Origin of the sequence: Cellulosimicrobium cellulans (assembly GCF_016921195.1) — a bacterium.
GTDB classification, from domain to species: Bacteria; Actinomycetota; Actinomycetes; order Actinomycetales; family Cellulomonadaceae; genus Cellulosimicrobium; species Cellulosimicrobium cellulans_F.
Map to the genome: position 1 here is coordinate 45,102 of NZ_JAFGYF010000016.1, position 13,450 is coordinate 58,551.

The 13,450-nt window shown below is 76.1% G+C and carries 6 protein-coding genes; all 6 read right to left on the reverse strand.

The features are described 5' to 3' along the window. Positions 1 to 36: 36 nt before the first annotated feature. A complete protein-coding gene (locus tag JN535_RS19720) occupies positions 37 to 1,734 on the reverse strand; it encodes a bifunctional 3'-5' exonuclease/DNA polymerase (protein WP_205207507.1) in 1,698 nt (565 codons plus the stop codon). Then, positions 1,731 to 3,899, reverse strand: a complete 2,169-nt coding sequence (locus JN535_RS19725; protein ID WP_205207508.1) for a hypothetical protein — start codon at positions 3,897 to 3,899, stop codon at positions 1,731 to 1,733. Before JN535_RS19725 ends, JN535_RS19720 begins: the two co-directional genes overlap by 4 nt. Beyond that, positions 3,896 to 5,140, reverse strand: coding sequence for a VWA domain-containing protein (locus tag JN535_RS21050; protein WP_307869024.1), 1,245 nt, complete (start codon positions 5,138 to 5,140; stop codon positions 3,896 to 3,898). The genes JN535_RS19725 and JN535_RS21050 overlap by 4 nt, the downstream gene beginning before the upstream one ends. Then, positions 5,137 to 7,647 carry a DUF5682 family protein gene (locus JN535_RS21055; protein ID WP_307869025.1) on the reverse strand — a complete coding sequence of 837 codons (2,511 nt, stop codon included), beginning with the start codon at positions 7,645 to 7,647 and terminating at the stop codon, positions 5,137 to 5,139. The genes JN535_RS21050 and JN535_RS21055 overlap by 4 nt, the downstream gene beginning before the upstream one ends. Next, positions 7,638 to 8,774: an ATP-binding protein gene (locus JN535_RS19735; protein ID WP_205207510.1), complete on the reverse strand. Its 1,137-nt coding sequence runs from the start codon at positions 8,772 to 8,774 to the stop codon at positions 7,638 to 7,640. The genes JN535_RS21055 and JN535_RS19735 overlap by 10 nt, the downstream gene beginning before the upstream one ends. 155 nt (positions 8,775 to 8,929) lie before the next feature. Then, entirely contained in the window at positions 8,930 to 12,658 is a 3,729-nt protein-coding gene (locus JN535_RS21675; RefSeq protein WP_205207511.1) for a DUF4132 domain-containing protein, read from the reverse strand. Positions 12,659 to 13,450: the final 792 nt, after the last annotated feature.

Here is a 13,450-nt window from a genome sequence, read left to right on the forward strand (position 1 = left end):
CGGGCGACGGGCCCGCTGCAGCCCGTCGCCCGTCCCTCACTTCGCCTCGGCGTAATGGTCGACGACCGCGACGGTGAGCGGGAAGTCGACCGGGAACTCCCCGAAGAGGAGGCGCCCCGCCTCCGCCGCGGCCGCACGGACTTCGTCGGCCACCGCCTCGGCGAGCTCGGCCGGCGCGTGCACGACGACCTCGTCGTGGAGGAAGAACACGAGGTGCGCCCGGTCGGCGAACGGCGCGGGCGCGGCGCCCGGGTTCGACGCGACGGGCAGGTCCCACAGCCGCCGGCGGATCGAGGCGAGCCAGCACAGCGCCCACTCGGCCGCCGTGCCCTGCACGACGAAGTTCCGCGTGAATCGGCCCCACGCGCGGGTGTACGACCGGGCGCGGGCCTGCGCGTCCGCGCCCGTCCGGCTGCTTCCGACGTCGTCCGCGCCGCCCTCCTCGACCGCGTAGGCGCCCTCCTGGGCCGCCTGCCACGACTCGCCGGGCCGTGGGGAGCTGCGACCGAGGAGGGTCGACACCACCTCGCCGCGCTCGCCCGCCTGCGCGGCGCGCTCCACGAGGCCGATCGCGTCGGGGAACGCCTTCGCGAGCCGCGGCAGGACGAGCGCGCTGTCGCCCGTCGTGCCTCCGTACATCGCGCCGAGCATCCCGACCTTCGCGTGGTCGCGGGTCGCGACCGCTCCCGAGGCGACGATGCCCGCGTACATGTCGCCCCCGCGTCCCGCCGCCGCCATGCGCTCGTCGTGGGCGAGCCCAGCCAGCACGCGCGGCTCGAGCTGCGCGGCGTCCGCGACGACGAGCTTCCAGCCCGGGTCGGCGACGACCGCGCGGCGCACCTGCTGGGGGAGCTGCAGCGCCCCGCCGCCGCTCGACGACCATCGGCCGGTGACGACGCCACCCACGACGTACTCGGTGCGGAACCGCCCGTCGCGGACCCAGGCGTCGAGCCAGGACCAGCCGTTCGCGGTGAGGAGCCGCGAGAGCTTCTTGTACTCGAGCAGGGGCTCGACGACGGGGTGGTCCGTGCGCTCGAGCTCCCACTTGCGCAGCGAGCGCACGCCGACGCCCGCATACTGCAACGCCTTGAGCAGGTCCGGGTGCGAGTCCGGGTTGAGGCTCGGCGGCGCGTCGAGCGCCGTGCGGATGCGCGCGACGAGGTCCTCCATGAGCGCGGGGCGCTCGCCGGGACGCGGGCGCGGGCCGAGCGCGTCCGTGAGGATCGCGTCGTGCACGTCGACGCGCCACGGGACGCCCGCGTGGTGCATCTCCGCCGCGACGAGCGCCCCCGCCGACTCGGCGGCGAGGAGCATCCGGAGCCGCCCTGGTCCGTCGGGACCGTCGGCGCCCGCGACCGCGGCGAGCTGGTCGCGCAGCTCCGCCACCGTGTCGAGCTCGACAGGCGGCGCGTCCTGCGGCCCGAGCTCGAACAGACCGACGGGACGCGGCGCGGACGTCGGCTCGCGGCCCGCGGGCACCGCGGCGAGCGCGTCCCACGGCCCCGGGTCGCGCCGCGCGAGCACCGATCCCGCGGCGAGCTGCGAGCGACGCAGCACCACGTGGCACAGGCGCAGGTCGTGCGAGCGCTCGACGCGCCGGCCCTCGGCGAGGAGGCGCGGGTACCACCGGTTCGTGTCGTCCCATGTCTCGCGGAAGGGCTCCGCGGGGCCGTCGACGACGTGCTCGACCCGGCCGTGCTCGGGCGACCCGACGTGGACGGCGTAGGTGCTCATGCGCGCACCGCCCGCTGGTCCGACCGGGGCTCGCGGGACGAGGCCACGGCCCGCGCCAGGGCGCGACCCCGCGAGGCGACGAGCGCCGCGCGCAGGAGGCGCGCGGCGTCAGGCTCGTGGGTGACGAGCGCGACCGCACCCGCGAGGGTCGGCGCCCCGAGGTCGTCCGCGGTCCGCGCCGCGCGGTCGAGCGCGGCCCGCTGGTGAGGGCTGAGGTGTCGGCGGCCGGTCGCCGCGAGCGCCACGGCGGTGTCGAGCACCGTGGCGCAGACGTCCTCGACGGGGGGCGGCGCCGCGACCTCGTGCACCTGGGTCGCGGCTCGCCCGCGCAGCGCGCGGACGCGAGCACGCAGCCTGGTCCACGCGCTCGACCAGGCGCGATGGTCGTAGGCCGGCGTGAGCGTCGGCACGACGAGCCCGAGCGCTCCCCCGGGGCCCTGGACGAACAGGCCGATCGCCTGGGACCCACGCGTCTCGAGGTCGTGCTCGACCGCGACGGCGACAAGTCGGCGGCTCCCCGCTGCGACCCCGAGCAGGGCGTCGCAGGCCGCCTCGTCCGACGCATCGACGCGCACGACGGTCGGCGTGCCGTCCGCCGCGACGAGGGTCCAGGTGATCTCCTGCGCGACCTCGTCGACGCCGACGGGGCCCGCGTCCCGGACCATGACGACTCGCACCACGGCCGGCCGGCGGCCGAAGCCCACCTCGGCCCGTGCGTCGGTCCCCGCGGTCCGCTCGGCGACGTCGCGCAGCGCATCGGCGGTCAGCGTCCCGAGCGGTTCCACGACCGGGCCCTCGCCGGGGCGCAGCACCCCGGCCCGCTCGGTCGCCCCGCGCAGAGCGAACGGGCCGCGGCACAACGCCTCGACGGAGCGGCCCCAGACGAGCGGGAGGTCCCACGAGCGGCGGAACGTCGGGTCGGCGCCGGGCGGCCGTCCGGTGGTGACCGCCCGTGTCGCCCCGGCGACGGCGTCCCACAGGTGCACGGTGACGCCCCGTGCGCCCGACGCCGCGACCCACCAGCGCGCCCCGAGAGGGACGAGGTGCGGGAGGTCCGTCACGCGCTCGTCGGGCGCCGCAGCGTCCGGCGCGGGCTCGGCCCGCACGAACGCCCAGAGCTCTGCCAGCGCGAGCAGGCACTCCTCCTCGTCCACGGCGTCGCGACGGTCGGCGAGCGCCTCGAGCCGCCCGAGCGCGGACGTGACGAGCCGTTGCACCGCGGGCCGGCGACCCAGCCGGGCGACCACGCCGGCGCCCCGCAGCTCCTCCAGGTCGTCGCGGCCGAGGTGCGAGAGCCCGACGTCGAGCACCCGCTCGACCGCGCCCGCGACCTCGTCCGCGACCGTCCTGGCGTCCGGCACCCCGGCGGCGCGCGGCGCGGGGGCAGTCGTCTCCTCGGGCCACGGCCAGGAACGGCCGTGCGCATCCCAGACCCGGGCGAGCGCCTCCAGACGCCACCGCCGGTCGTCCGACGCGCGCCCCGTCGGGGACGTGACGCCGGTGCGCTCGCGCTCGACCAACATCCCGGCGAACCCGGCCCCCGCGACGTACGTGACGCGCGGGGCGTCGGGCCAGGAGACCACCACGCGGGGACCGTCCACCGTGACGTCCGTCGGGCCGCCGCGCGTCGTCGCCTCAGCCTGCTCCCGCTCCTGCGCGACCGCGCGCACGACGGCGGTCCCGGCAGCGCGGTGTACCCCGCGCGGGTCGAGCGCGAGGACCTCGCCCAGCGGGTCGGCCCGCAACCCGGTGCCGGGACCGGCATCGGCATCGGCATCGGCGAGAGTGCCCGCTGGCCCTCGCGTCACCGCCGGGTCGCCGCGGACCGCCGCGACCGGCTCCACGTGTCCGGTCACCGCCTCTACCACCGACTCGGCCGCCGTGTCGCGCGCCCACAGGCACGCGGCCACGACGTGCTGGCACGCGCCCGGCGTCGGGCACGCGCATCGCGCACCGGCCGGGCCGCGCGCGTCGAGCTCGACGCGTGCGCCCCCGACCGACAGCACCGCCCCGTCCGCGCGCTGCTCCACCACCGCGACCTTGCCCGCGGCGACGTCCTTGCGCGCGCGACGGACCAGGCCGGCGTTGGCGAGCGTGGCGAGCCCGGCGTCGTCGTACCCCGCGTACACCGCCGCCCACGGGCCGAGCCCCGGGGTGTCGCTCACGGGAGCACCTCCCCCAGCCACTCGGCGAACCGCTCCGGCGTGAGAGCCGCGATCTCCATGCCCTGCTCCGCGAGCCGACGGGCGACGCCGCGGTCGTACGCGGGGTTCGCCTGACCGTCGAGCGCAGCGAGGCCGAGCAGCCGCACGCCGGACGTGTGCAGCCGCCCGACGCTCGCCACGAGCTGCGACACCGAGCCGCCCTCCTCGAAGTCGGTGACGAGCGCCACGACGGTCCGGCGCGGGTCGCGCACGTGCTGCTCGGCGTAGCGCACCGCACGGGCGATGTCAGTGCCGCCGCCGAGCTGCGCCGTGAGGAGCACCGTCACGGGGTCGTGCGCGAGGTGCGACATGTCGACGACGGACGTGTCGAACAGCACCAGCCGCACCGTGATGCCGGGCAGCCCCGCGAGGATGCCGGCGCTCACCGCGCTGTACAGCACGGACGAGGCCATCGAGCCGGACTGGTCGACGAGCAGGACCACGTCGTACGACAGCGCGCGCCGTCGCCGGGCCGAGAACCGGAGGTCCGTGACGAGCAGGCGGCGCCGCTCCGGGTCCCAGCGTCCGAGGTTCGCGCGCACGGTCGCGGCCGCGTCGAACGTGCGGCTCGAGCGCACGAACGAGCGGCGCGTCCGGTCGCGACGCCCGTCCACGGCGGTCTCGAAGCGCGGGCGCAGGCGCCGCACGACGTCCTCCACGACGCGCGCGACGAGCCGCTTGAGGCCGTCCTGCACGCCGGGCCCGAGCCGACCCCGGGCGCGCAGCAGCGCAGAGGCCAGCTCCGTGCTGGGCTCGACCGCGTCGACGGCGCGCGGGTCCGCGAGCAGCTCCGTCATCCCGTACCGGCCCACGGCCTCGACCTGCATGCGCTCGAACGTCTCGCGCGGGAACAGCTCACGTGCCGACTCGAGCCAGTCCAGGCCCGCCACGACCGAGCCCCCTCGCCCGCCGCCGCCGCGCCCGGCGCGGGAGTCGTCGCCGTCGCCGTGCCGGTGCCCACGGGCGGTGTACTCGCGGTCGTACAGGTGGCCGAGCGTCCGGTCGAGGCGCTGGTCCTGCGGCGAGACGGGCAACGCGTCGCCCGCGTAGCGGCCGAGCACGAGCCGCCACCGGCGCGCGACCTCGTCGTCGTCCGCGCGGCTCCGGGCAGGCCCTCCCACGGCAGGCCCGAGCCCGTGGCGCGGGGTCCCGCTCGACGTCGCGGCCGGCTGGTCCGCCGTGCCGGCACTCGCGGCCGTCACGACGCTCCCCCGCGCGCCCAGGCCCCGAGGCCGTCGCGCTCCAGCACCGCGACGAGCTCGCGCTCGACGAGCAGCCCCGCGCGCAGGTCGTCCTCGGTCACGTCGACGTGCCGGTCCAGCGCGGCGGCGCTCGTCCCCGTCCGTGCCGCGACGCGCTCCGCGAGCCGGTGCGTCTCCGTCGACCGCAGCCATGTGAACGCCCGCCGCAGGTCCGGCAGCACGGCACGGAACGCGGCCTCGTCCAGGCCGCGGAGCCCGTCGTCGACCGCGTCGAACATCTCGGGGGTGTGGAGCAGGAGGTCGGGCGCGGCACGCATCACGCCGCCGAGGAACGCCGTCGCCGCCACCGGGTCCGCGCCCGGCGCGAGGTGCGCCCGAATACGCGTGACGAGGCCGTCGCTGCCCGGCTCGTCGTCGAGCTCGCCGTCGACGGCGGCGAACGCCGTGAGCGCGCCGCGCACCGCGGGCGACGCGTCCTCGTCCTCGCGGACCTGCACGAGCGCCCGGGCGACGGACTCCGCCGCCGAGCCGGCTCCGTCACGACCTGCGTCGCGCAGGTCTCGGACCAGGGAGCGCAGCGCGACGAGGTTCGACAGCGCGTCGTCCTGCGTCGCCTCGTCGGCGGCCGCGAGGTCGGGCACGAGGTAGGCCGCGGTGGCGAGGCCCTGCTCCGCGAGGTCGAGCAGGGCCACGGAGTGCTCGCCGAGCTCGAGCTCGGCGCGGGCGCGCCAGAGCCCCACGAGGCGCCGCATGCCGCCCACCACCGAGGCGAGGGACGGGTCGACGTCGAGCGTGGAGCGGACGAGCGCGACGAGCGGGGGCAGCCGGTCGGGCAGGCCCACGACGACGCACTGCGCGACGAGCCGCGCCACCGCGTCGCTCGACCGCTCCTCGCGCGCCCGGTCGCGCGCGTCGTCGAGCAGCGCCACGGCGACCGCCTCGAGCGTCGCGCCACGGTGCGACAGCTCGACGAGCCGCGCCTCGACGAGCGGCGTCCACGCGTACTCCCACTCCTCGAGGACGAGGCCGAGCCCGCGCCCGGCGACGTGGTCGGGGCCGGAGACGCGGCGCGCGAAGCCAAGATCGAGGAACGCGCACAGCGCGAGGAACCGGCGGCGATCGCGGTGCGCGGACCTGCGTCGCGCATGGAGCCGCGCGGTGCGCGGCACGGAGTCGGACACCTCCAGGCGCAGCGCCCGCGCGCGCGAGCGTGCCTCCTCCACGAGCGGCGGGGCCGCGCCACCGGGCGGCACGTCGCCGAGCGCGTGCCCGGCGAACACCTCCGCGACCGCGAGCCCGAGCGGCCGGTCACCCGCGGCGTCGAGGTCGTCGGGGTCCCTGACGTAGCAGGACGTGATCGCGTCGAGCAGGTCCGTGCGGCACGGCCACGGCCGTCCACGCAGCGCCGCGAGCCGGTGGGCGTGCTCGACGGCGGCCTGGGACTGCGCGACGCTCACGAGCGCACCACGCGCGCTCGCCCCACGCCCGACGTCCACGAGGACGCCGTTCGCCGCGCCCGCGGGACCGCCCGCGTCGTGGTGGGCGGCCCAGAGCCGGTCGTAGTACCCCGGGGTCGGCATGCCGGCGCCGTACCCACGCAGCGCGTCGAGCCGCTCGTCGTCGTACCGCACGAGCCACGCGGGGGCGTCGGCCAGGCCTCCGTAGCCGCCGGCCGGGCGACGCGCGACGACCGCCTCGCCGTGCGCGCTCCCGGTGAGCGCCTCGACGAGGGGCAGCGTGTGGAACGCGCCCGTCACGACGACGACCGGCCCGTCCGCGCGCGCCGCGTGCTCGGCGACGCGCGCCGACATGCGCGCCTCCCGGTCGAGGGACCCGTCCGCGACGAGCACCTCGTCCTCGTAGTCCAGGCGCGCGAGCGCCGCCCACGCGAACACGTCGTCGGTGAGCTCGCGCCAGTCGCGCAGGCGCGCGGTGTCCCGCGCCTCGAACAGGTGGTCCCACAGCTCGTCGTGGTCGCGGCACCCGAGGCGCTCCGCGAGGCGGGCGACGGTGCGCGAGTGCGCGAGGTGCCGCTCGGCGAGGACGGTACGCGCGGTCGGGTCGTCGGGCCCGTCCTCCTCCCCCGAGGCCCGCGCCGCCCACGGCGAGTCGACGAACGCGAGCTCGGCGCCGAGAGCGTGCCCCGCCCGGAGCGCGACCCACTCGGGCGAGTACCGCGCGAGCGGGTAGAACCCGGCGCCGCGCGTGCCGCCTCTCGCCGCGCCCGTGGGATCGCCGGCGAGGCTGAGGACGGCGACCGGCGGGACCGTGCGCTCGTCGAGCAGCGCGGGCAGGAGCCGCGTGTACTCCTCCGGCCCCTCGACGAGCACGACGGCGGGCCAGACCTCCTCGATCAGGGCGGCCACGGCGACCGCGCACGCCGGGCTGTGGTGGCGCACGCCGACCAGGTGCACGCCGTCGCGCTCGCGGAGGGTGACCAGGTCCTGCACCGCCTGCCGCAGCCGGGGCGGCGCGGCGTCCCACGCCGCGCGCAGGCCTAGCGCCACAGGTCGCCCGCCGCGGTGAGGAAGTCCTTCCAGCGCGCGTCGGACCGCGCGCGCTCACGCACGACGTTGTCGACGTAGTGCCGCAGCCGGCGCGCGTCCTCCTCGTCGCCCTTGAGCGCGACGCCGCCCACCTGGCGCGCGACCTGGCCCGCGGTGACCGTGCCGTCGCCCAGGTACCGCGCCTCGAGCGACGCCGCGACCGCGACGTTCACGGCCTCGGCCGTCGACATCACCGTCTCGGGCCGCTTGACCGGGGCGCCGCTCGCCGTCGTGCCCGTGCGCAGGTCCTGGAAGACCGTGACGAGCACCTCGAGCACGTCGCGGTCGAGCCGCGGACGCTCCGAGGCCGGGCCGAGCTCGGCCGTGAGCCGGCTCTCGACGAGCTCCATCTCGAACGCGCGGTCCCGGATGGGCCCGACGGTCTCGAAGTTGAAGCGACGCTTGAGCGCCGCCGACATCTCGTGGACGCCGCGGTCGCGCAGGTTCGCCGTCGCGAGCACGTTGAAGCCGGGACGGGCCGCGACGCGCGCGTCGGCGCCGAGCTCGGGGACCATGAGCTGCTTCTCCGAGAGCACGGACACGAGGGTGTCCTGGATCTCGGGCGCACAGCGCGTGATCTCCTCGAACCGCGCGATCCGCCCGCTCTCCATCGCCCGGTAGACCGGCGAGGGGACGAGCGAGCGCTCGCTCGGTCCCTCGGCGATGAGCAGGGCGTAGTTCCACGAGTAGCGCACGTGGTCCTCGCTCGTGCCCGCGGTGCCCTGGACCGTGAGGGTCGAGGTGCCGCTCGCGGCGGCGGCGAGCAGCTCGGACAGGAGCGACTTCGCGGTGCCCGGCTCGCCGACGAGCATGAGTCCCTGGCGGCCCAGCAGCGACACGACCGCGCGGTCGACGAGCGGGTCGTCGCCGAAGAACTTGCGGCTCACGCCCAGCTCGGCGTCGCCCACGACGAACGCGCGGACCGCGCGGGGGCTCAGGCGCCATCCGGGCGGGACGTCGGCGCCGCGCCGCGCGTCCGCCTCGGCGAGCGCCGCGAGCTCGTCGGCGTACCGGACCTCGGCGGGCGGCCGCAGCTCGCCCGGTCCTCCGGCCGCGACCTGCGCATCACCGGTCGTCGTGCTCGTCACCCGGGCTCCTCCTTCGTCGGGTCGCGGGCGCCGTGCCCGTGGTCCTGCAGGTCAGCGTAGGAGCCGCGTCCCACACGACGGGCGGTGCGGGCGCCGCCACCCGGCGCCCGCACCGCGCCGTACCGGTCGGCCCTGGTGCGGGCCGACCGGGACGGTCAGTACTGGCTCTTGCGCTCCCAGTCGGGGTCGAAGGCGCCCGCCTCGGCGACGGCGACGTAGTCGCGGTACGCCTCCGCGACGAGCACGGGCGGGAGGTCCGCGATCCGCGCGGTCCCGCGACCCGACCCGCGGCCGGTCCGCTCGAACGTCAGCGCGGTCACCGCGGCCGCGATGTTCTCCTCCGGGACGAACGACCCCGTGAACTCGATCTGCACGACGATCCCCGCGCTCGCGAACGACTTCGTGTACGCGCTGAACCACCCGGCGTCCTCCGCCTGCGAGCGCGTGTAGCCGCGCTTGGTGGCGCGCCCCCGGATGGAGAAGCTGTCGGAGAACCAGCCCTTGTGGTCGTCGATCGCCGTCGCGCCCGCCGGGACGTCCGGCGTCGCGACGTCGAGCTGCGCGAAGAGCGGGGTGACCTCGTAGTCCGTGAGGTGTGCCGCCCACGCGGCCGTGGCTTCCGGACCGAGCAGCACCGCGTGGGCGAGACCGACCGTCGAACCCTCGCCGAGCTCGACGTCCTCGTCGTCCGCGTCGACGAGCGCGCCGCCGTCGGGACGGAACGGGCGAGCCTCGTCCGTGCCAGGGTTCTCGACCCACACGAGCCGCTCGACGAGCCGCGACATCACCGGGTGACCGAGCAGGTACTCCTGCCACTCCTGCGCGGTCCAGGTGCGGCCCACGCACATCGCCTCGTAGAGCCGCTGCGTCTGGAGCGTGACGACCGCCTTGAGCTCTCTGCGGCTCGCGGTGAGCTGCTTCTTCGCGGCCGCGACGAGCTCGGGGTCGTCCTGCGCCCGCGCGGCCGGGAGCGCCTTGACGACCTTGCCCGCGTCGCTCGTGAGCTCGAGCGTGAACGCGGGCGTGATGCGCCCTACGTACTCGCGCGACCCGAGGTCGAGGTGGAGCAGGCCGTCGTCCTCGAAGCCCGCCGTCTGCACGGTCCGGTCCGCGAGCTGGTCGGCGGTCCAGCCGCGCCGGTCCGCGAGCTCGGCCGCGAGGCGCTGCGCCGTCTCCTGCACCGTCGCCTGCCGGAAGCGGCGCGAGACCGCCAGGAGCTCCTGGATCGCCGCAGGCTGCCCGTTCGCCGCGAGCGCGTGGACGAGCGCCTCGGTCTGCGCCCGGCGACCGACGTGCGCCTTCGCGTAGCGCTGGAACGTCGCGGCGAGCTCGCCGCCCGGCATCGCGACGGTGAGCGCGAGCATGCCCTTGTCCTTGACCGCCGAGCCGAGGTAGGTCGCCTGGTGCTCCCGGTAGAGGTCGCGGTGGTGGTCCTCGACCGTCTTGGATGCCTCGACCGAGTAGTACTCCGGCGAACGCTTGGCCCACGCCTGGTACTGGTCGTAGCGCAGCTGTGCCCCCGCGGCGGCGTACGCGTCGCTCTCCTGCGGCGACGGGTTGCGCGTGTCCTGCGCGACCCAGGAGCTGAGGACGTGCGCACCGAGCCGAGCGCGGTCCTCCTCCTGGAGGAGGGAGAGGTACCGCTCGAGGAGCCCGGCACCGCTCGGGTCCTTGAGCTTGACCGCGAGCACGACCCACCAGCGCAGGATCGCGGGGTCCACCGGTGAACCGTCCGCGGCCCAGCGCGCGTCGGGCAGGGAGCCCAGGTCGAACCACGCCATGCTCACCGGGGCCTTGGCGCGCAGGCCCTTGGTCGCCTCGGCGAGCAGCGCCGCCGGTGCGAGGTCGACCGAGATGTCCTCGCCGAGGCTCTCGAGGGAGGTGAGGAGCGCCGCCCGGACGACCTCGCTGCGCTCCTTCGCGAGAGCGGCCCGCAGTGCGGGGACCGCGCCCGCGTCACCGAGCCGGGCGAGCCACTCCGCCGCGGTCCGGCGCACCTCCGACCGGCCGTTCGCGAGCCCCTGCTCGGCCAGTCCCCGCACGCCGGGGTGGGTGCTCAGCGCCTCCTGCGCCGTTGCGCGGTAGGTGCGGCCCTCGCCGAGCGCGAGCTCGGTCAGTCGCGGCAGGAACCGGCGCGGGACGTGCGGGAGCTGCGCGAGGACCGCGAGCGCCCGGGCAGGTTTGGTGGTGCCGTAGGTGCGCTCACGGTCGTCGAGCGCCGCGGCGAGCCGGTCGAGCCGACCCGCGTAGTACGGCCACGCGTTCTCGGGCGTCACCGTGTCGGTCGCCCACCACGACGAGAAGTACAGCTGGTCGATCAGCGCCTCGGCGTCGTCGCGACCGATGCGCCGCAGCGCCTCGTCGAGGACGCGCAGGTCGACGTCGAGCATGTCGCCCTCGTTGAGCCGGTGCCAGCCGAACCGCTCGCTGTGGCCGCGCGCCTCGTTCGCCTGCAGCCGCAGCCGGTGCAGCAGGGTGACGCCAGGGAGGCGCGAGAAGACGCCCGGTGCCGACAGCCGGCGCATCGCGACGCCGCCGGGACGACGGGTGCTCGTCCCGGACAGGAACGCCGCGAAGACCCGGAGGTCCTCGTCGGTGATGCCGGGCAGCTCCTTGAGGTCCTGCTCGACGGCCAGGCGCCGCCACCGCGGCCACCCGTCGTCGTCCTTCCTGCCGGGGTGTGCCGCCTGCTCGGCTCGGGCCCGTTCGAGGGCGGTGTCGATCGCGGCCCGCGCGGCCTGCACGAACTCGTCGCCGAGAACCGTCTCCGGCAGCGGCTCGAAGGGCGGCACGTCGATCTCGGGCTCGTCGTCCCGCGCGGCGTCGAGCACGCGGGCGCGCTCGACCGTGTCGCGCAGGAGCGTTGCGCGTGCCCCGGTCGACTGCTCGGCGGCCTGCTCGAGGTCGGCCAGCCCGCCGTCGACCTCCGCGAGACGCGTCACGACCGCCCCGAGCCGGGCCGGCGCGAGGACCGTGAGGAGCGGGGTGAGGATCTCGCGCTGGCGCTCACCGGGGAGCTGCGCGACTGCGGCGACCGCCGCCTCGCGGACCCCCTTGCTCGTGTCCGCCGCAAGCCGCGCCAACAGCGGGGCGAGCGCGTCCGTCGCTTCCGCGTCGCCCGCGACGAGCTCGACCAGCTCCGTCCGGCCGGCCGCGCTCACGCCCGGCAGCGCCTGCGTCGCGACGTCGACGTGCGCGACCACGAACTCGCGCGCCGGGGCGCCGAGGAGCGCCGGGCCGAGGTGCCGCGAAGCCCAGCCCGCCGACGTCGGGCGCTCGAAGAGCTCGCGCAGCACGACCGCCGTCGCGTCCGCCTCCGGTACGCCGCCCTCGACCGCGAGCGCCAGCAGCAGGTCCGGCGTCCAGCGGTCCGGCGCGCCCTTCCCATTCTTGCCCCTGCGGCGGTCGCTCGCGCGCCGCGACATGTCGTTGACCAGCACCGTGAGCCAGCGGGGGTCGGTGGTGCGCTCGCGGTCGACCTCCGACGACACGGCGCTGAGCACCCGGCCGAGCCGCACGAGCTCGGGGATCGTCACCGAGTCGCTCAGCGTGTAGAGGTTGGACCGGGCCGTGACGGCCTTCGCGGACGTCCAGCCCGGCACCGCGGCCTTGAGCCGGTCGTCCTGCGCGGGCGTCGTCCACGAGTAGACGCCCGACTGACCCGGCCGCCCCAGCAGCGCCTCGACGTCACCGCCGCGCAGCGCCTCGAGCTCCAACAGGACCTCCGGCCTCTCGCCCCGGTGCACGTAGGCGACCGCGCGGTCCGCGAGCCCGGGCGACTCGACGGCGAGCACCTTCAGCGCGTCGACGAGCCGAGCGCTCGGGCGGCCACCTCCCGCCTGCTCCTCGTCACGCCGGAACAGACCCTTGACCTTCTCGAGCACCCTCTACCTCGCCGTCACGTCGTCGCTGCTGGTGGGGCCGATGCTAGGGGCGGGCGCCGACACGCCGTCGCCGCTGCTCAGGGGCAGGTCATCCGACGGGACGGCGTCCGGGTCGTCCAGGGGGAACCGAAAGCACTTCTGGCCCACGTTCCCGGGTGTCGGCACCAAGAAGTCGAGCCCCGGTCGCGTGTCGCACGACCACCGAGTCATCGTCAACCGCGACGACCCCCCTTCTCGACGTCGTCAACCCCGCCGAGGTGCAGCTCGTACCGGTCCAGGTCCGCGAGCTTCCACGACCAGCGCGGACCGTTCTGCCAGATGCCGCGGACCAGACCTGCCGCCGCACCGCGACGAGCACCGCCACGATCACGACGCCGTACCACTTCCTGTGGGCCACGGCGTCAGGCTGATCGGTCGCAGATCAGCCGGCCTTGCGGAGTTCAGGACGTCGTCGTCACCCACCCGTCGGGCCATCGTGAGAAATCAAAGATCACCCATAAGAACGCGCAGCAAGACCGCGCAAAGGTGCGAGGATTACTGCACTCGATCACGCGGCGACGCCCGAGCTCGGAGGTCACGTTGGACTCTGAACGATCCGACGCCACGCCGGCCGGGTGGTACCCCGGACCCGACGGGGTCGAGCGCTACTGGGACGGGACGGCATGGCTGGCGATCCCGCCGCCGCCGTCGGTACCTGCTCTAGCTGTACTGACCGGACAGGTTGGTCAAGCGTGTGATGGGTGGCTTGTTCCCGCAGGCGGTGTGGGGACGGTGGTGGTTGTACTCGTGGAG